Consider the following 18,803-nt stretch of genomic DNA (forward strand, 5'->3'; position numbering starts at 1 on the left):
GCTTCGCCGCCTAAGTAACTGCGATTTCCGCTCAAGCTCTCCCATATGGGACATTTGCGGTCTGCAAGGATCGCCTACTCCTTGCCGAGTTTCGGCTCAAAGGAGACAATCTGATGAAATACGCCTACGCTCTTGCAGCTGGCCTTCTGCTGGGTCTGCCGGCAGAAATTGCGACAGCACAGTCGCGCTCCAATGAGGGAGTGACAGGTCAACCACAGGCCTGTCCGTTCAACCATCCTGTTGGTTGCTTCATCAAGACCGGTTCCAAGGGGCCGGTGAAGTCCGTCTACTTCTTCAACGACTACAAGCAAAACCGGTGCGGGGTTCATACGCAGGTTTGCCCGGAGGGGCGCAAGTGCTTCACGCGCATGGAGAAACTGAGCCTGAACACAGCGACGGGAGAATTCTATTCAAGCCGGATCAATGGAGCGGTCACCGTGACGAACAGTTACGGGTTCTCGACCAAGACGATTGGCGCCGATTACCCCGCCTTCATGCGGGCGAAGGTCAAATATGTCGGGAAAAGCGGCAAGGCGAGAACCAGCACATTGTCCTTCAAGGCGTCGTCTGAAGGGTGCTGACGAGCGTTCATGGTTCGCAGCAATCAGCTCCTGCCAGCTTGAAGGCCAAGGTCCTGTTTTTCAAGGAGCGCTTGTTGTCCCGAAAGGTCACCTCCCTGCGCAAAAGCGCAGGGAGCACCATAAATCATCAGCGAAATGCCGATGGCTGCAATAATCTTGCTGATCATCCGTCTGCTCCCGAAAAATCAAACCTGGAAAGCGGCAGGCTCCGGATCCGTTCGCCGGTGAGAACAGCTACGGCATTTGCGACTGCCGGCGGCACGCCTGGAAGCCCGGGTTCACCGACACCTCCCATCGGCGCACCGCTCTCCACGATACGGACATGAACGCGCGGCATGCGCTCAGGAGGCAGGATCGGATACATGTCGTAATTGCGGGCTTCGGGCATACCATCGGTGTAAACGACCTCTTCCAGTAATGCGGAAGAAAGACCGAGTGCCACGGCGGAGTTTACCTGGGCTTCGATAATCGCTGGATTGACGATGCTGCCCGGATCGATCGCAACCCAGACATCGTGAACGACCACTTCGCCGCCATCCAGAGAGACTTCTGCAATCGTTGCCACCTCGCTGCCGAAAGGAGAGGCCATGGCAACACCGCGGGCGCGCCGCGTTCCGTCTTCCGCCTCAAAGGGCCCTCTTTTCCAACCCCCGGACAAGTCACCAACCGTCTGCAACAGTGTCTTGTGGCGTGGGCTGTGGTCCAGCAACTTGAGACGCAGTTCAAAGGGATCCTGCTCGCCGGCATCAGCCATTTCGTCGAAAAAGGACTCATAGAAGAAATCATTCATCGAATGACCGACGGAACGCCAGAACCCGATAATGGCCGGATCATCGACATGGATCTGACCCACGCGCTTGTTTGCGATCGCGTAGGGCTTGCCGGCAATTCCCTCGACCGATGAGCTGTCGACCTTGTCCGGCTGACGACCGTACCAGCGTCCGGTAGGGCCTTCGCCGACGGCAACCGCATCGAAAGCCAGGGGATGGCCATCCGGGCCGATCGCAGCCCTGAACCGCACCGTGCCAATTGGCCGAAGAGCATCGCGCAGGAATTCTTCCTCGCGGCTCCAAAGGAGTTTTACCGGGCGGCCTGCCGCCTTGGACAGCAGGATCGCCTGCGGATAGGGATTTGCCGTCTGATAGAGGAAATGACGGCCGAAGAAGCCCCCGAGCATCGGGGAATGAACAATGACCTTGTCCGCAGATATCCCGGCCACCTTCGCGGCATCGGCCTGGAACATCTCGGGAGCCTGGTTCGGGACCCACATTTCCAGCGTGCCGTCGTCATTCCAGCGCACAAGTGCAGAGGGCGGCTCAAGCTGACCGTGCGCCAGATAGGGGGCGTCATAGGTGGCTTCGATCACCTTGGCGGAGGATGCTAGCGCGGCATCGGCATCGCCTTCGGCTTCAAACGCGATCCCTTGACCAGCTGTCGCCTTGAGCATCTCCTTGTGCGCTTCGGAGGAGAAGGTGTCCGGCATGGCGCGAGTGGTACCTGCGGGAGCTTCTGCCCACTCGACTTCCAGCTTCTCAACGGCCATCCGGGCGCGCCACCAGCTGTCGGCCAGAACCGCAACGGCACCGGGCAATTTGTGAAGGGAATGCACACCGGGCATCGCCGCGACGTCTGCCTCATTGGCGAATGCGCCAGGTTGCTGGCCAAGACGCGGTGCATGTTGTACCGCACCGTAGAGCATGCCATCGACCGAAAGATCGATCGCGTATTGCGCCTGTCCCGTGGATTTGTCGAGAACGTCCAGCCTGTCGTGCGGCTTTCCGATCCAGCGGAATTCATCCTTCGACCGCAATTCGACAGTTTCCGGCACCGGAAGGTCCGCCGCAGCTGTCGCAAGGTCTCCATAGGGGATCGATTGCCCGGAGGCCGGATGAACCACTTTCCCGGGCTCGGTCGTGAGGGTTTCAATCGGCACGCCAAGGCGCCCAGAAGCGGCTTGCAGCAGCATCTGACGGGCAGTCGCACCAAGCTTGCGCATGGCGTCATAGCTCATGCGCACGGACATGCTGCCGCCGGTAAAGCGAATTTGCCCGCCGATCAGCAGGTAGTCGGGTCCCGGGGGCGCCGTTTCAACTTGAAAGTTGCCCGGCTCGACATCCAGTTCCTCACCGACAATCTGGGCCATGGCGGTGTAGATACCTTGCCCGCCTTCCACAAAAGCGCTGCGGAATTTCACCGTGCTGTCGGCCAGAATTTCCAGGAAGGCATCGATCCGGGTACCCGGCGTGGTCTGGCCGGCCTGCGCAATCGCCCGCCCGGTTCCAGCAGGAAGAGATACGGTCAGAACCAGCGCGCTAATCGAACCGGCGAGAAAGCCACGGCGTGAGACGTTCAGCGGGCGCGCTGTGTTTATATCGGCGCGCGTGAAACCGGAATTTTCATCAATTTTCATGGGAGCGCCTCCTTAAGCTTCAGCAGCCTGACGCACGGCTTTCGAAATCGCATTGTAAGTGCCGCATCGGCACAGATTGGTCATTGCTGCGGCAATGTCGTCTTCCGATGGGCTGGCGTTTTCCTTGAGAAGGGACGTGGCAGCCATGACCTGGCCAGACTGGCAATAGCCGCATTGCGGCACCTGGTTTTCCACCCAGGCGTCGACCACTTTCCTGCCGATCGGATCTTGTTCAATTGCTTCGATGGTCGTGATCTCGGAACCGGCGACACTTTCTACCGGGGTGACACAGGTACGGGTCGCGTAACCGTCGACAAGCACCGTGCAGGCTCCGCATTGAGCAAGGCCACATCCGTATTTGGTGCCGGTCATTCCAAGCGTGTCCCGCAATACCCACAGCAACGGGGTGTCGGGTTCAACGTCAACCTCGTGCCGGGATCCATTGATGTTCAGTTCCATGGTGCCTCTCCTCGAGCTTTCATGAAGGCGTGCCGACGGCTGATTGCGCAACGCGGCAACATACTTGCGTCCGTATCGCTTCAGGCAGCGTCATGCCCGGCGCGTCACGGGTAATATGAAGTCATCAGGCCGGGGGATTAAGGCGCGTCTCTTGAAACGAGTTATGATCTGGCCTCATGAAACGAACCGGGCGAACCAAGTGGATGTCCCTGGCCTGCACACAGCGACAGCCCACTGACAAAGCAGGCAAGGTCTGGTCATTGAGCGATGTCGAGGGCGCTTCTGCCGCCGGCGTCACACTGTCGGTCGGGTAGCACGACGACTGACGAACAGCATGGCTGCAACGCCGATCAGGCTGCTGACGGTGCTGACAATGACCGCCCCATGCCAGCCGGCAAAAAAGCCCTCGACCGTCGGTTCTGCAATCAGAAGGGAGACAAGTGCAATGCCGATGGCCGAACCGAGGTAGCGGGCCGTGTTGTTGGCGGCGGACCCCATGGCACTGCGTTCTGGGGGGACCGTCTGCACAGCTTCGTGGCCCAGGGAAGCGTTCAGGACGCCATTGGCCAGCCCGGCGATGAACAGACCGGGAAGAACGGCTGCCCAGGTCGTATCGGCATCAGCGGCAATCATCAGGAACTGGGCAAGTGCACAACCGAGAATGGCCCAGATAACCCTTTGTCTAGAAGTGAACCGGTCCGGCAGCAGGCGTGCCGCAAGAGCGGCGATAACGGTGACCCCGGACCAGGCGACAAGAACAACGGCAGCAAACAGCGGTTCCATTCCAAGGCCGCGGACCAGAACAGTCGGAACCATGGACATAAGGGCAAGCACACCTGCGCCCGAGGCGAAGGCCGCAATTGTGGCTCCCACGAAATTGGCATCGCCGAAAAGATCCAGTGTCAGGATCGGATTTCTGACCCGTTTTTCGATCGCCACGAAAATCGCGATGAGTAGAAGACCGGAAGCCGAAAGGGTTACGACCGTCATCGCGGACCCGACCCGCGCCTCGGTCAATGCCGAAAGAAGGCATCCGAGCCCGGCCATCAGAACGACGCTTCCCGCCAGATCGACCTTCTGACCGCTGGGTTGGCTTTCCGGAAGGCGTGCCCGGGCCGCGAGGGCGAGCAGGGCCGAGGTCACCGCTATCAGCCAGTGTATCGCGGCCCAGCCCGAAACCCCGAGCAGGAGTGATGCGATGATCGGACCTGCGGCCACACCGCCGCCAAGTGCCGCCGCCCAGATCGCCGCTGCGTGCCGGCGAGCTTCGCCCTGGTAGATCTGTCCGAGCAATCCGAGGCCACAGGCCATGATGCCGGCACTTCCAAGGCCCTGTACGATGCGCATGAGGATTAAAAACAGGCCGCTGGTGGCAAGCGCTGCGGCAACCGACGACAGAACCGTGAGCCACAATCCGCCGGTGAACGTCATTCGCCGGCCGAATGTATCGCCGAGGGCCCCTGCGGTCAGCAGGCCGCAGGCCGCACCCAGTGGCATGCCGCCCATGACCCACGCCTGACCGGCCGACGACAGGTGCAGTTCACGTGTCATCGCTTCCAGCGTTGTCAGCGGCGCGGTGAAGACGACGAGTGCAAGGAACGTCGCGAAGGCTATGATGATCAGGGCCCCGGCAGGGGGATGAGATTCAGATGTCACTGTCATTCCGGTCTCGATGGGACGTGTCCCGGATCACCTTGTGGCGGATCCAGATGGTTCCGTCGTCGAATGTGCTGGAGGAGATGAGTTCGAGCCTGCGGGCATCACACGGTTGCGTATGCTCGTAAATGGATGGAATGCCGCTCTGTCCATCAATAACAGGGAAGACGAGTGTGCTGGTTTCATCGATCATGTCGGCTGCCAGAAACGCGCCGTTGAAAGTACCGCCGCCTTCCAGCAACAGACGCCGGCAATCGAAGGCTTCCGAAATCCTTGTCAGCGCACCGGACAGGTCGGTTCCCTCCGCACCGGCAAAGAAAACGGAAATGCCGCGGGCGTACAGATCCTGGACATGGTCATCCGCAACTCTTTCCGAGAGCACGATCACGAGATGATCGCCGTCGAGGTCTCCGGTTTCGGGGCGTAGACGCCCGGAGCGGTCAAAGCAGATTGCGACCTTGTTTCCAGAAGAGCCGGCTATGAGATCCGGACGCGGAACCGGACCTGTAGAGATGCAGGGTTCAGCTGAGGCAATGAAATCTTCCATTGTGCGCCGACCGACAATCCAGCCGTCACTGTCCAGACGTTCGGCAGCGCTTTCATAGGCTGTCATGACTTCTTCCTCGCTGGCCGGCCAGCGACCGGGAAGGAGGCGGCCGTCGAGAGAGGTGATCATGTGGCAGATGATGAAAGGTCGTTGCATTTGATGCGTTGCTTCCGGTTTCAAGGCACTTGGGAGGCAAGTCGAATTTGGAGCTGACACATTACCCCGCAGACCGGATGGAAAATATGCCCTGAGCCCAGCTTGCACTGATGAGAAGGACTCATGAAACAAGCCGGCTTTCGTTGACGAAATTGGCTCAACACCAGCTTCAATCAAACACGGGGCTCAATGCAACCATACCGATGTATGAGCGGTAAGACCTGCCGTACAATGGTTCCACGGTGCCCTTTCCCGCAGGCTGATGACGTCACCGCAGGCACCGCCTGCATCAGCTACGGGGAACAACATGTCCATGAAATCTGTCACGCGACGCTTCGTTCTTGAAGGACTGGCATCGGCCCCCGCGATCGGCGGGGCCGTATCCATCGTTATGCAACCGACCCCCGCCACGGCGGAAGAAATCAGGGGAACAAGCCAGATGACCGCGCAATTCGTTACCACCGCAGACGGCACCGAAATCTTTTACAAGGATTGGGGTCCGAAAAACGCCCAGCCGATCCTGTTTCACCATGGCTGGCCGCTTTCTGCCGATGACTGGGACGCCCAGATGATGTTCTTTCTGGCGAAGGGGTACCGGGTGCTGGCGCACGACCGGCGCGGCCACGGCCGTTCGACCCAGACCTTCGACGGCAACGAGATGGACACTTACGCCGATGACGTAAAGTCGCTGGTGGAAGCGTTGGACCTGCAAAACGTCATCCACGTCGGCCACAGCACCGGCGGTGGCGAGGTGGCCCGCTACCTCGGCCGTCACGGCACTGCCCGTGCTTCAAAGGCCGTGCTGCTTGGCGCTGTGCCGCCGCTGATGGTCAAGACGGCGGCCAACCCGGGCGGTCTGCCGCTGGAAGTGTTCGACGGTTTCCGGGAAACCTTTCTGGCCAACCGTTCGCAGTTCTTCCACGATATTCCGGCAGGCCCGTTTTACGGTTTCAACCGGCCGGGTGCCGTTGTCAGCAAGGGCATCGTCGACAATTGGTGGCGCCAGGGCATGATGGGGGGAGCAAAGGCTCATTACGACTGCATCAAGGCGTTTTCCCAGACCGACTTCACGGAAGACCTGAAAAAAATCGATATTCCGGTTCTGGTCATGCACGGCGACGACGACCAGATCGTCCCGATCGGGGCCTCGGCGCTGGAAAGCATCAAGCTGCTGCCGAAGGGCACGCTGAAGGTCTATGAGGGGTTGCCGCACGGCCTTGCAACGACCCATCCGGACATCGTCAATCCCGATCTTCTGGAGTTCTTCGTCCAGCCGGCGTGAGGACTTGGTTTCAGCCAGATAAACGGGAGGACGGCAGCGTCCTCCCGATCATGTTTGCACCGTTGCAGAGGCAACGGGCAGCTCCACCTGGAACCGTGCCCCGCCGAGCGGTGAACCGTCCGCCAGGATCCTGCCGCCATGACCTTCCACGATATTGCGGCAGATGGACAGGCCGATGCCAAGTCCGGTCTGTTTGGTGGTGTAGAAGCTTTCGAATATTCGCTCGCGCATCTCCGCCGGAATGCCGGCACCCGTATCTTCCACGCGGATGACAACCCTGTTGTCCACCTGCGAGGTCGTGACTTCGATCAGCGGGAAGGGAATGTTCTTGCGAGCAAGTTCCTGGACGGCGTTGAGAATGAGATTGACCACCACCTGCTGGATCTGCACCCGGTCGACGAGGACATCTGGCAGGCCGTCCTTCAGCGCGGTTCGTGTATTTGTGCCGTGGGCTTGCAGCTCGTGGGAAAGAAAAACCAGAGCCTCCTCGATGATCCGATTGACCGGTGCTGCGAACTGCTGAGTCTCCCGCTTGGTGGCCATGGAGCGGATCCGGGACACGATGTCGGCCGCGCGCCTAGCATCGCAGACCATCGCCTCGTTGATGGCCATCAGTTCCTCAAGATCGGGGTCGGGCCGCTTCAGCCAGCGGCCAGCTGCTGACCCGTTTGCGGCGATTGCCGCCAGCGGCTGGTTGACCTCATGGGCGATGGAGGCTGCCAGTTCCCCGAGCACCGAAAGCCGGGAAGCATGCGCGAATTCGGCCTGAAGCTTTTGCAAGGCGGACTTTGCCTCGACTTCATCCGTGATGTCGACGAGCCCGACAAGCGTCATCTTCCTTGCCCGCAGGATCGGCGAGGCATTGACCAGAAACATCGTGTCGAACTCGCTTCCGTCGAGGCGGCAGTTCCGGGCGCGGACTTCGAACGGGGTTGCCGAGGCGAAGCTGTGTTGAAGCACGGCCCGGAAGGCCTCTTCACCGGACGCAGGCCAGAAGCGGGATACTGTCTGGCCTACGAGGTCCTCTGCCGTTTCCGCGCCAAGTATCTTGAGAGCGGCTGCATTGACCTCAACGATGAGGCAACCGTCCATGGCGCGCCTGAGATCCTCCGGATGGTCGTCAAGATGAGCGCCCATGTCGGTAATGCCTCGGGCATGCAAGTCGTCATAGAAGCCAAGCAAGCCCGCAGTGTCGAGCTGGAACAAGGCCGTGGACATGGCCTGGAAAAGATCGCGAAAACGCAGTTCCGACTGTCTCAGTTCCTCTTCCGCCTTGACGCGGTCGGTAAGGTCAATGACACCGACCAGAACCGAGCCACGACCATGATGGCCCTCCGGCCAACACACGGTGAAGAGCGCATCGATCAGCTGCCCGTCGAGCGTCGACAGCCGGGTTTCAGTCTGCAGGTTGGGGTCACGCCGCAGGGCGGCCAGCAAGGATCGGGCATAGATGGTCCGGCTTTCCTGCGGCCAGAATGGCGAGATGTTCCGGCCGATCATGCCGTCCCGGTCCTTGCCCCCGAACAGCCGCACGGTCGCATCGTTGACATCCAGGATCGTCGTGCGGGCAATGGCCTCGTCGATAAACTCGGGATGGTTTTGAAAATAGGCCGCGAAATCGGTGACGCCGGATTGCAGCAGGCCGCCGATCATCTGGCGGACTTCGGTGAAGTCCAGTTCCCAGAACGAGGCGGCCATGGCCTGGAACACGTTCGTATACTGGTGGGTGAGTGTGCGGACGGAGATTTCCGCATCACTCAACGCGGTGATGTCGCGTCCGTATTCGATGATCCACTCGGACTGCCCGTCTGCCGCTGGCACCATCGCCCATGTCGTTTCGACGGTGAGAGTGTTGCCGGAGGCGGTGGCGCGTTCCAGATCACCGTCCCAGGCCCGGTGCGTTGCGAAAGTCTGCTGCAGGGCCTGGACTGGTTGGGGATGCCGACTTTGCAGCAGCGTGTTCAGCTCCTGTCCGAGTACTTGAGCCGATGTCCAGCCATAGAGCGTTTCGCTCGCCCGGTTCCAGTAGGCGATGCGCCAGTTTCCGTCGCACAGGACGACGCTTTGCGGGGCATGGTCCAGAAGGGCGGTTGCTGCTGCGTCAGGGCGCTGCAATTCAGAAAGAGGGATAGGTCCTTCCAGCATGCGGCATCTCCCGTTCAGTCGGCAAGGGCCTGCTCGATCGTGTTGAGTAAGTCGTCGGTATCGAAGGGTTTCCGGAATACCGAGTAGGCTCCCGAGGCCTCCGCCCGGTCAAGCAGATTCTGCTCGGTCTTGGCGGTGATCATGATCACGGGGACCTGGCAGTCCAGATCGTCGAGCCGGTCTTTCAACTCGATGCCGGACATGCCCGGCATGTGAATGTCTGTAATGATCAGATCGGTGTCGCCAAGCACCGCGCGGTTCAGGAAAAGGTCGGCGGTGGCAAAGGTTGAAACGCGCATTCCCACTGAACGCAGCAGCGACGAAATGGCGTTGCGCAGCGATTCATCGTCATCGATGACCGCCACGCAGGCTGCCTCAGAGGTCATGACTGTCGAGCCTCGCCAATCCGGAGGCATCCACATGAGGGTCTTTCAGACCGAGGATCTGGGCCATGCGCACAAGGTCGGCCAGGGTTCTGGCTCTCATTTTTTTCATCATCGTTCCACGGTGGATCTTTACTGTGATTTCGCTGAGGTCGAGATCCGCTGCGACCTGCTTGTTGAGGCGTCCGGCGCAGACACGCGTCATCACCTGACGTTCGCGCCGAGTCAGGCTTTCGTACAGAGCCTGCAACTGGTCTTTTTCCCGATTGTCGGTCCGATTGCGGCTGTCGCGTTCGATTGCAATTGCCACCGCATCCAGAAGGTCCTGGTCGCGGAAAGGCTTCGGCAAAAAGTCGACTGCACCCGCCTTCATCGCGCTGACGGACATCGGGATATCTCCGTGGCCGGTCATCATAATGGCCGGCATACGGATCCCGAGATCCTCCAGTTGGCGTTGAAAGTCGAGACCGCTCATGCCGGGCAGGCGCACATCGAGCAAAAGACACCCCGGAGTGTCGTTGTTGCCGGCCTCAAGAAAAGCCGCGACGGACACATAAGGCCTCGCCTCAAGACCAACTGACCGGAACAGCCGGACCAGGGCTTCGCGTAGCGAGGTGTCATCGTCGATGATGTGAACAATCGGATTGTCAGTCATGGCCAAGTCCTCGCATGGGCCTGCAGTCCGTTCAATCATACGCCAGTATGAGTGCAGCATCCCGGCAGATAATGGTTCCGGGACCCGTCTTGGCTCACCTTCTAGCCATCAGCCGGAAAGGCAAGCGATCCGGCGCTATTCGGCAAGGAGCAGAGGAGACGGACATGCTCGACAAGATTGCAGAAAATGATGCCCTGACGGCACCGACCCAATTCATCGAAACCGGTGGCAGAACTCTGGCTTACAGGTCCATCGGCAAAGGCAAGCCGATCCTGCTGGCAACGCGCTTTCGCGGCACTCTGGATCTCTGGGATCCGGCCTTCCTGAACGGGCTTGCCGAAAAAGGCTTTCGTGTCATCACCTTCGACTATTCCGGCCTTGGCCTGTCCACCGGCACACCCAGTTACAATCCCCTGGAGATGGCCGCAGATCCGCGTGATCTTATCCAGGCGCTGGGCCTGAAGGACGTGATCCTGCTCGGTTGGTCGATCGGCGGCATGGCGGTCCAGGTGGCGCTGACGCTTTATCCGCAGGAGATCAGCCACCTTGTGCTCTTGGGCTCCACACCTCCCGGCGATCTGGTGAAACCGGCAGAGCAGCTTTTTTACGACCTTGCCGGCAAGGACGTGAACGACTTCGAAGACGTGGTTGCCCTTTTCTTCGAACCGAAATCGGCTTCAAGCCGCGCGGCCGCAAGCCGGTCCCAGGCACGCATCGAAGCGCGTGAGGGCGATACCAGCCCGGCAGTTCCGATAGATTTTGCGCGGGCTCGCATTGCCGGTGGTCCGGCCAATCCGGCTTTCCCCGCTCCGCCGGTGATGGAGACGCTGAAGACGACCAGCGTGCCGATCCTGCATATCGGCGGAGATCACGACATCATCTTCCCGGTCGAGAACTGGTACGCGCTGAACGGGGTCCTGCCGACAGTCACACTGGTGACTTACCCCAGCGCAGGCCATGGGCCCCAGCATCAGCATCCTGAACTGACGGCGGACATCATCGCCAGTTTTGTCCGCAACGCCTGATGAAGGTTGAAACTTCGGCGCCGGCAGATTTCGGTTCGAAATTGCCGTCGCTGAATCTCCCGGGCGCACAGATCTCTTCCCGCCGCTTACGGCAGGTCGGATTGGATTGTTCAATATTAGATTACAATGTGATCCGATTTTGATGACTTATAATCATAAAAGTAGACGATATCTTTTAACCAGGCCCGGACGAATAAGGAAAGGTCCGGCAAAACAGGAGTACTGAAAATGGCAAATCTCGATGTATCGGCCGCACCTGAAGGCGGCTCCGCACTCACCCGCAGTCTGGACGGCGCCGTGCCGCTGGCCGCACGCCTGCTGATCGCCCCTTTGTTTCTGCTTTCCGGCATTTCCAAACTTGGGTCTGCAGAAGCTACCATCGCCTGGATCGATGCGGCAGGCCTGCCCTTCGCAACGCTCGCCTATATCGGCGCAGTTGCGGTTGAAATCATCGGCAGTCTTGCTCTGATCGCGGGTTATCAGACCCGTCTCGTTGCCGCAGTCATGGCACTCTTTACTGTGGCAGCAGCTCTGGCCTTCCACAATCAGCTCGGTGATCAGAACCAGTTCATCCACTTCTTCAAGAACATATCGATCGCCGGTGGACTGTTGCAGATCGTAGCCTATGGCGCCGGACGCTTTAGCGTCGATGCCCGGATCGGAACTCGACTGCAGTAATCGCGTCCCTGTAAAAACTGAAAAACGCTTCACGGCCTCCGCCCATCCCGGAGGCCGTGCGCGTTTGTGCCGGGTGCAAAATGAACAGCAATCGCGCCAAGGCAATACTGTGCCCCCATGCGAAGAGATGTCATACTCCTGCCCATGATGCGGCGTGGAGTTCCAAAACAAGACATCTTCTTTGTCACCGCCAAAGATGGTGCGCGCATTGCCTGCGCCTCGTCAGGGCGTGGGCCGACCATCGTTCGAGCCGCGCACTGGCTGACCCATATCTCCCGCGATCTTGACAGTCCCGTCTGGCAACACTGGCTTGCCGAGTTGACTGGCTACGGACGTCTCGTGCGATACGACCTTCGCGGCTGTGGTCTTTCTTCGCGAAACATCTCCGAGATCAGCTTCGAGGCCTGGCTGTCGGACCTGGAAGCCGTGACCGAAGCAATCGACGAACCCTTTACCCTGCTCGGCATGTCTCAAGGTGCCGCGCTTTCCATCGCTTACGCGCTTCGCCATCCGGACAAGGTGGAACGACTGGTCTTGATCGGCGGTTACGCGCGCGGACTGTTGGCTCGCGACACCAGCGACAGGGCAAGACTGGAAGCGGCCACGCTGACCAACCTGATGCGGCTGGGGTGGGGCAGGGACGATACTGCTTTCAATCAGGTTTTTACGCATCTCTTCATTCCGGACGGAACGCTTGCGCAGCACAAATGGTGGCGGTCTCTTGAACAAGACACCGCATCTGCAGACATTGCAGCCCGCACGATGGAAACGCTTCATCGTATCGACGTCCTGAATCTGGCTGCGCAATTGAAAGTGCCGACGCTGGTGCTGCATGCAAATGGCGACGCACGCGTTCCCTTCGCTCAGGGACGCGAGCTTGCCATGACCATCCCCGATGCCAAATTCGTGCCCCTGGACAGCAACAATCACGTATTGCTGGACACGGAACCTGCGTGGAACGTTCTTCTTTCTTCCTTGCAGGATTTCCTCGGAACCAGCGCCGACCTGGCGGTATCCGACACGGACTTCGGTCTCACCACCGCGGAGGAACAGGTGCTGACTTTGGTAGCGAAAGGGCTGAGCAATTCGGAAATTGCGGAGCTTCTGGACAAGAGCGAAAAGACCGTGAGAAATCAGGTCTCTTCGCTCTTCGACAAGGTTGGGGTGCACACCCGTTCCGAGTTGATCGTGCGCGTTCTGTCGGCACAGACGGGACAAACACCCTAGGCAATACGTCACTTTATCAAGCGCAGCGGGACATCGATCTCATGTGCGCCGGTCGGTTTTGGCGTCTGATCTCCACAGATCAAGCCGAAGGATGACCGAAAGATGAGACAAGCAATCCAAAAAGACACCACGGCGGCAATTGCCGCGCTCGTTTTTGCGACCCTGTTCTGGTCGGGAAACTTTATCGCCGGGCGTGCGATCCGCGGTGAGATCACGCCGCTGGAACTCAACACGATCCGATGGGGCCTTTGCCTGGCGATGATGCTGCCTTTCACGTTGCGAGGCCTGGTCTCCTATCGCCGGGAGCTTGTTGCCTCATGGCGCGTGGTCGCATTGCTTGGGATCACCGGCATCGCCGCGTTTCACACGATGGTCTACCAGGCGCTCTCGCAGACTGCCGCGGTGAACTGTCTCCTGATCCTGGCTCTGGCTCCGGTCGCGACTGTTGCCGGTGGAATGATCTGGAGCGGGTTCCGGCCGACCTTGTTCCAGATCGCGGGCCTGCTTGTGTCGCTGCTGGGTGCCTTGGTTCTGGTCCTGGCTGGCGGGAACGTCGGCGTGTCCGTTCTTCAGGTCGATACCGGCAAGGTCTGGATGCTCGGCGCGATTTTGATCTGGGCCTGGTATACGCTGTTGCTGCGCCACAAGCCGTCCGCCGTGCCGCAGAGCGTGACGCTGGTGGCAAGCATTCTGGTGGCGCTTTGCGTGATGGCGGCTTTCCTCCTCGTGCGCGGGGTGGAACGGCCTGAGTTCACCGAAGAGTCGCTGCTGGCTGTCGCCTATATTGCGGTTTTTGCGTCGGCGATCGGGTTTCTGCTCTGGTCCTACGGCATTGGCATCATCGGCCCGGAACGCGGCGGGCAATTTGTCCACCTGATGCCGATCTTCGGCAGCATCCTGGCAGTGCTCCTGCTAGGGGAGCAGCTGACTTTTTCACTTCTTGCAGGAGCGGCATTCGTCGTCGCCGGGATCGTACTTGTCAATCGATGAGTGACCCGGAACTTGGCGAAGTCCAGCCTTTGCAAGGTGATGTGGCACGCGGAAAGTGACCGATTTGAAGAAGCCGAAATTTGTCCTTGACCTCAACTTAGGTTGAGGTCTTAAGAAGGCGTCCGGGTCTGCGTCTACAGGCTCATCGGCGTGCCCAAACCTGCCGCCGGTACCTCGTACTCATTACCGGATAACCAATGCACGTCAGGCTCTTTCCCGACTTACTCCCGCTCCTTGCGGTTCTGATAATACTCAGTGGCTGCAGTCCTTCCGAAGAAACTTCGCATGCCAGTTTCCCGCCGCCGGCCGTGAAGACGATCACGGTGGCCGGCGAGGACATGCCGCTCAAGAAAGATTATCCGGGTCGACTGGTGCCCATTCGTCTGGCCGAAGTCAGGGCGCGGGTTTCCGGCATCGTACTGGAACGGCAATTCGAACAGGGTAGCGACGTCCACAAGGGCGACGTGCTGTTCGAAATCGACCCGGCCAAATTCGCGGCCGCCGTGGCTTCCGCAAAGGCGCAGCTTTCGCGGGCGGAAGCAGCGCTCAGCCTGGCGAACCAGCGGGCAGACCGGGTGAAGCGTCTGCTCGCGCGAAATGTCGCCAGCACGGAACAGCACGATGTTGCGCTGGCGGACCGCAAGCAGGCCCAGGCGGAAGTTGCCGTTGCCAAGGCCAATCTCCAGACCGCGGAACTTGAACTCAGCTATGCCTCGGTCCGCTCACCAATTGACGGTCATATTGGCGCTGCGCTGGTGTCCGAAGGCGCTCTGGTTCGCCAGGAGGACGGAACGCAAATGGCGATCGTGCGGGATATCAGTTCACTCTATGTGGACTTCATCGCGCCGCTCGCGGAATTGTCCAGGGTCCGCCGCGAAATCGATTCTGGCGACATGCAGCCGGTTGAAAGCAGCAATGCCATCGAGCTGATCCTTGACGACGGCAGCACCTATGAACATCCGGGCCGACTGCTGTTTTCATCCGCCGTGGTCGATGAAACCACGGGTCAGGTTCTGCTCCGTGCCGAGTTCGAAAATCCGCAGGGCAAACTGTTGCCAGGCACCTATGTCCGCGTCCGTGTGACGGAAGGCGTTGCTCACCAGGCGGTGCTCGTTCCGCAAAGGGCCGTCCAGTGGGACACGCTGGGCCAGGCGAGCGTGATGACAGTTAGGGACGGCAAGGCGGCCGCACAGCCTATCCTGACAAGTCGTTCCGTCGGCAACCGTTGGCTCGTCACCCAGGGACTGAAATCGGGCGATCAGGTGATCGTCGACGGCCTCGATCGTGCGATGCCCGGTCAGCCCGTCTCGGCCGCTCCGGCAAAGGCGGCTGCAGAAAAGGCCGCCGAACGCGGCACGGTATCAGACTGCAGTGCCGCAGAACCGTGCGATATCCCGAGCTAGAACAGGTCCTTTCAAATGCCGCAGTATTTCATCGAACGGCCCGTTTTTGCCTGGGTCATCGCACTTGCCATTGCCCTGGCAGGTGCGATCGCAATTCCGTTCCTGCCCATCTCCCAATATCCGAACGTGGCACCAACCACGATTGCGGTGACAACCAGCTATCCCGGCGCCACACCGGAAAATCTCTATGACAGTGTCACCAAGCTCATCGAACAGGAGATGAACGGCGCGACGGGGATGCTCTATTTCGATTCCGTCAGCGATGCGCAAGGCAGCGTGACCATCAACATCACGTTCGAAGCGGGCACTGATCCGCAGGTCGCGACCGTGGATGTGCAGAACCGGATCAGCCGTGTGGAGGCGCGCCTGCCGCCTTCGGTTCGCCAGCAAGGGGTGCGGGTCGAGGAAACCAGCAGCTCCTTTCTGCTCTTTGTCGGCCTTGTCTCGACGGATGGCCGTTTGAATGCTGTCGACCTGGGCGAATTCGCTGCCAGGAATGTCATTGATGAATTGCGACGTCTGCCTGGCGTCGGCAAGGCGCAACTGTTCGCAACAGAACGGGCGATGCGCGTCTGGATCGACACGAAAAAGCTCGTCGGCCTCAACCTGACAGCCAGGGACGTGACTGGCGCGATTGCTGGACAGAACGCCCAGGTGTCGTCCGGCAGCATTGGAGCCCAGCCGAGTGCGGCTGGCCAGGAAATTACGGCCACCGTCTCGACCACGGGTCAGTTGTCGACCACCGAGGAATTTGCGGAAATCGTACTGCGGGCCAACCCCGACGGATCCGTGGTGCGCCTCGGAGACGTGGCGCGCGTGGAATTCGGCGCGCAAAGTTATGCGATCTCCTCGAGTATCAACGGTCAGGAAGCCGCGATGATCGGCATCCAGCTGAATGCGAGTGGAAACGCGCTTGTGACCGCCGACGCTGTCAAATCGAGGATGGCGGAACTGGCGGCAAACTTTCCCCAGGGCGTCAGTTTCGAGATCCCTTATGACACCACGCCCTTTGTTTCGATTTCCATCGAGAAGGTCATTCACACGCTGATCGAGGCGGTGGTGCTGGTCTTCGTCATCATGTTCCTGTTCTTGCAGAACCTCCGCTACACGCTGATCCCGTCGCTTGTCGTGCCGATCGCCTTGCTGGGAACATGTGCCGCGCTGCAGCTATTCGGGTTCTCGATCAACGTGTTGACCATGTTCGCGATGGTGCTTGCGATCGGTATCCTGGTCGATGATGCGATCGTGGTTGTCGAAAACGTCGAGCGCATCATGGCCGAGGAAGGTCTTCCACCCAAGGAGGCCACCGTCAAGGCTATGAAGCAAATCACGGGTGCCGTCATCGGCATCACGGTCGTCCTGATTGCGGTGTTTGTGCCGATGGCATTCTTTCCCGGGGCCATCGGGATCATCTACAAGCAGTTCTCCGTGACGATCGTCATGTCGATGGTGTTTTCAGCCTTCATGGCTTTGACCCTTACGCCGGCGTTGTGCGCGACGATCCTGAAACCAATCCCCGAAGGCCATGCCCATCACAAGAACTGGTTCTTCCGTGGGTTCGACTGGTTGATCGGCAAGACGACGAATGGCTACGGCCGCGTCGTCGGCGGAGCCGTGAAACGCAATTACCGCATGATGGTGATCTACATGGCGATCCTGGCGGGCCTGGGTTACACCTATGTTCGCCTGCCTTCCGGCTTTCTGCCGGTGGAAGACCAGGGATACGCTATCGCCGCGACGCAATTGCCGGCCGGGTCTACCGCGCAGCGCACCGCCGGTGTTCTTGATCAGGTCGATGACTTCTTCATGAACAGGTCAGGCGTCAGGAAAATCGTCTCGATCCTTGGCTTCGGGTTCAATGGCAACGGCCAGAACGCGGGGATCTCCTTCGCAACCTACGAGGACTGGTCGGAAAGAGGACCGGGCGATTCTTCCGAAGCCATCGTCGGTTCGGCCCTGGGAGCACTTGCCGGCATTCCGGAAGGCTCAGTGTTCACCCTGACGCCGCCGCCCATTGCAGCGCTTGGCAATGCCAGCGGGTTCAGTTTCCGTTTGCAGGACCGTGCCAATCACGGAAATGACGCGCTTGTGCAGGCTGCCAACGCCCTGTTGGGCATGGCCTGGCAAAGCCCGATCCTGCAATACCCTTACATCGAAGGTCTGCCGCCTGCTCCGCAGATCATGCTCGATATCGATCGCCGGCAGGCGAACGCCTACGGGGTCGCCTTCGATGAAATCAATGCGGTGTTGTCCACGTCGATTGGATCGAGCTATGTCGCGGACTTTCCGAACGCTGGCCGGATGCAGCGTGTCATCGTTCAGGCAGAAGCGGCCGAGCGGATGGACGTTGCGAGCCTGCTTGACCTGAACGCCCGCAACAGCCGCGGCGAGATGGTGCCGCTCTCCGCCTTCGCGAGTGCGCGCTGGGAACTGGGGCCGACGCAAGTGGTCGGGTACAACGGTCTCCAGGCGATCAAGATCAGCGGCAGCCCTGCGCCCGGCCACACCAGTGGCGAGGCGATGGCAGAAATGGAACGGCTTTTCCAGTCTTTGCCGCATGGTTTCGGCTACGAATGGACGGGCTTGTCATACCAGGAAAAGGCTTCAGGCAACGCAGCTCCCTTCCTGCTCGGCCTGTCGCTCGTCTTCGTGTTCCTGTGCCTTGCCGCGCTCTACGAAAGCTGGTCGGTTCCAATCGCCGTGATGCTTGTCGTTCCGCTTGGCGCAGTCGGGGCCATCGTTGCGGTCACCATGCGAAACCTGCCCAACGACATCTATTTCACGGTGGGGCTGATCACGATCATCGGACTGTCTGCCAAGAACGCCATCCTGATCATCGAGTTTGCCCGGGATCTCAGGAACGAGGGGCGTTCCCTGCTGGAAGCAACGGTCGAAGCGTCGAAACTGCGCTTCCGGCCGATCCTGATGACGTCATTCGCCTTCATTCTCGGCGTGGTTCCGCTTGCTTTTGCGACGGGCGCCAGTTCGGCCAGCCAGCGAGCAATCGGTACGGGTGTTCTTGGAGGAATGATATCGGCAACGGTGCTTGCGGTGCTTCTGGTGCCGACATTCTACGTCGTCGTTTCGAAGCTCTTCGGCCGCAAGTCCAAGGTCGCCGATTCCACTCCCCGGAGTGCCGAAGACGAGGAATTGCCTGACGGGAACAGCCGGCAATCGGCGTGAATACGTGAACGTCCTCCGGCCGT

General features: G+C 59.8%; 15 protein-coding genes. 8 read left to right on the forward strand and 7 right to left on the reverse strand.

The window, feature by feature from the left end; genetic code table 11:
- Window positions 1-113 precede the first annotated feature (113 nt).
- A complete protein-coding gene (locus tag J7447_RS16890) occupies window positions 114-581 on the forward strand; it encodes a hypothetical protein (RefSeq protein ID WP_209170323.1) in 468 nt (155 codons plus the stop codon).
- A 163-nt stretch (window positions 582-744) separates the two neighbouring features.
- Here J7447_RS16890 and J7447_RS16895 read toward each other — a convergent pair whose 3' ends face one another.
- The 4 genes from J7447_RS16895 to J7447_RS16910 all read right to left on the reverse strand — a co-directional run bounded on the left by J7447_RS16895 (window position 745) and on the right by J7447_RS16910 (window position 5,809).
- A complete protein-coding gene (locus J7447_RS16895; protein ID WP_209170324.1) occupies window positions 745-2,991 on the reverse strand; it encodes a xanthine dehydrogenase family protein molybdopterin-binding subunit in 2,247 nt (748 codons plus the stop codon).
- Window positions 2,992-3,003: 12 nt separating this feature from the next.
- Window positions 3,004-3,450: a (2Fe-2S)-binding protein gene (locus tag J7447_RS16900; protein ID WP_152504859.1), complete on the reverse strand. Its 447-nt coding sequence runs from the start codon at window positions 3,448-3,450 to the stop codon at window positions 3,004-3,006.
- A gap of 294 nt (window positions 3,451-3,744) precedes the next feature.
- Window positions 3,745-5,112, reverse strand: a complete 1,368-nt coding sequence (locus J7447_RS16905; RefSeq protein WP_209170325.1) for an MFS transporter — start codon at window positions 5,110-5,112, stop codon at window positions 3,745-3,747.
- A complete protein-coding gene (locus tag J7447_RS16910) occupies window positions 5,096-5,809 on the reverse strand; it encodes a dihydrofolate reductase family protein (RefSeq protein ID WP_209170326.1) in 714 nt (237 codons plus the stop codon). The genes J7447_RS16905 and J7447_RS16910 overlap by 17 nt, the downstream gene beginning before the upstream one ends.
- Before the next feature lie 439 nt (window positions 5,810-6,248).
- Here J7447_RS16910 and J7447_RS16915 point away from each other — a divergent pair, with 439 nt between their 5' ends.
- Window positions 6,249-7,091, forward strand: coding sequence for an alpha/beta hydrolase (locus J7447_RS16915; protein ID WP_286189368.1), 843 nt, complete (start codon window positions 6,249-6,251; stop codon window positions 7,089-7,091).
- A gap of 48 nt (window positions 7,092-7,139) precedes the next feature.
- On the opposite strand, the gene J7447_RS16920 is transcribed toward J7447_RS16915, so the two are convergent.
- Genes J7447_RS16920 through J7447_RS16930 form a run of 3 tightly spaced genes read right to left on the reverse strand, consistent with a single transcriptional unit; the run spans window position 7,140 to window position 10,274 of the window.
- Window positions 7,140-9,236 carry a PAS domain S-box protein gene (locus tag J7447_RS16920; RefSeq protein WP_209170328.1) on the reverse strand — a complete coding sequence of 699 codons (2,097 nt, stop codon included), beginning with the start codon at window positions 9,234-9,236 and terminating at the stop codon, window positions 7,140-7,142.
- 14 nt (window positions 9,237-9,250) lie between these two features.
- Window positions 9,251-9,622: a response regulator gene (locus J7447_RS16925; RefSeq protein ID WP_022999083.1), complete on the reverse strand. Its 372-nt coding sequence runs from the start codon at window positions 9,620-9,622 to the stop codon at window positions 9,251-9,253.
- Entirely contained in the window at window positions 9,612-10,274 is a 663-nt protein-coding gene (locus tag J7447_RS16930) for a response regulator transcription factor (RefSeq protein WP_022999082.1), read from the reverse strand. Before J7447_RS16930 ends, J7447_RS16925 begins: the two co-directional genes overlap by 11 nt.
- Before the next feature lie 164 nt (window positions 10,275-10,438).
- Between J7447_RS16930 and J7447_RS16935 the strand changes: the two genes are divergently transcribed.
- From J7447_RS16935 to J7447_RS16960, 6 genes are all read left to right on the forward strand, one after another.
- Window positions 10,439-11,299, forward strand: coding sequence for an alpha/beta hydrolase (locus J7447_RS16935; protein WP_209170330.1), 861 nt, complete (start codon window positions 10,439-10,441; stop codon window positions 11,297-11,299).
- A 228-nt stretch (window positions 11,300-11,527) separates the two neighbouring features.
- A complete protein-coding gene (locus tag J7447_RS16940; RefSeq protein ID WP_055657103.1) occupies window positions 11,528-11,977 on the forward strand; it encodes a DoxX family protein in 450 nt (149 codons plus the stop codon).
- A gap of 117 nt (window positions 11,978-12,094) precedes the next feature.
- Complete coding sequence (locus J7447_RS16945; protein WP_286189220.1) at window positions 12,095-13,204, forward strand: alpha/beta fold hydrolase; 1,110 nt, start codon at window positions 12,095-12,097, stop codon at window positions 13,202-13,204.
- Between the two features lie 102 nt (window positions 13,205-13,306).
- The gene (locus J7447_RS16950) at window positions 13,307-14,194 is read left to right on the forward strand and encodes a DMT family transporter (RefSeq protein ID WP_209170332.1); all 888 of its coding nucleotides are present in this window, start codon (window positions 13,307-13,309) and stop codon (window positions 14,192-14,194) included.
- A 308-nt stretch (window positions 14,195-14,502) separates the two neighbouring features.
- Window positions 14,503-15,597: an efflux RND transporter periplasmic adaptor subunit gene (locus J7447_RS16955; protein ID WP_209170334.1), complete on the forward strand. Its 1,095-nt coding sequence runs from the start codon at window positions 14,503-14,505 to the stop codon at window positions 15,595-15,597.
- Window positions 15,598-15,612: 15 nt separating this feature from the next.
- Entirely contained in the window at window positions 15,613-18,780 is a 3,168-nt protein-coding gene (locus tag J7447_RS16960) for an efflux RND transporter permease subunit (protein WP_209170336.1), read from the forward strand.
- The last annotated feature ends 23 nt before the right edge of the window (window positions 18,781-18,803 follow it).

Origin of the sequence: Labrenzia sp. R5_0 (genome assembly GCF_017743835.1) — a bacterium.
Classification (GTDB): domain Bacteria; phylum Pseudomonadota; class Alphaproteobacteria; order Rhizobiales; family Stappiaceae; genus Roseibium; species Roseibium algicola.

What these genes read in the sequence shown, in the direction of transcription:
- J7447_RS16915 (WP_286189368.1), top strand. Translation starts at nt 6,249, where the DNA reads ATGACCGCGCAATTCGTTACCACCGCAGACGGCACCGAAATCTTTTAC.
- J7447_RS16950 (WP_209170332.1), top strand. Translation starts at nt 13,307, where the DNA reads ATGAGACAAGCAATCCAAAAAGACACCACGGCGGCAATTGCCGCGCTC.
- J7447_RS16935 (WP_209170330.1), top strand. Translation starts at nt 10,439, where the DNA reads ATGCTCGACAAGATTGCAGAAAATGATGCCCTGACGGCACCGACCCAA.
- J7447_RS16900 (WP_152504859.1), bottom strand. Translation starts at nt 3,450, where the DNA reads ATGGAACTGAACATCAATGGATCCCGGCACGAGGTTGACGTTGAACCC.
- J7447_RS16890 (WP_209170323.1), top strand. Translation starts at nt 114, where the DNA reads ATGAAATACGCCTACGCTCTTGCAGCTGGCCTTCTGCTGGGTCTGCCG.
- J7447_RS16940 (WP_055657103.1), top strand. Translation starts at nt 11,528, where the DNA reads ATGGCAAATCTCGATGTATCGGCCGCACCTGAAGGCGGCTCCGCACTC.
- J7447_RS16945 (WP_286189220.1), top strand. Translation starts at nt 12,095, where the DNA reads ATGCGAAGAGATGTCATACTCCTGCCCATGATGCGGCGTGGAGTTCCA.
- J7447_RS16895 (WP_209170324.1), bottom strand. Translation starts at nt 2,991, where the DNA reads ATGAAAATTGATGAAAATTCCGGTTTCACGCGCGCCGATATAAACACA.
- J7447_RS16930 (WP_022999082.1), bottom strand. Translation starts at nt 10,274, where the DNA reads ATGACTGACAATCCGATTGTTCACATCATCGACGATGACACCTCGCTA.
- J7447_RS16910 (WP_209170326.1), bottom strand. Translation starts at nt 5,809, where the DNA reads ATGCAACGACCTTTCATCATCTGCCACATGATCACCTCTCTCGACGGC.
- J7447_RS16920 (WP_209170328.1), bottom strand. Translation starts at nt 9,236, where the DNA reads ATGCTGGAAGGACCTATCCCTCTTTCTGAATTGCAGCGCCCTGACGCA.
- J7447_RS16905 (WP_209170325.1), bottom strand. Translation starts at nt 5,112, where the DNA reads ATGACAGTGACATCTGAATCTCATCCCCCTGCCGGGGCCCTGATCATC.
- J7447_RS16925 (WP_022999083.1), bottom strand. Translation starts at nt 9,622, where the DNA reads ATGACCTCTGAGGCAGCCTGCGTGGCGGTCATCGATGACGATGAATCG.
- J7447_RS16960 (WP_209170336.1), top strand. Translation starts at nt 15,613, where the DNA reads ATGCCGCAGTATTTCATCGAACGGCCCGTTTTTGCCTGGGTCATCGCA.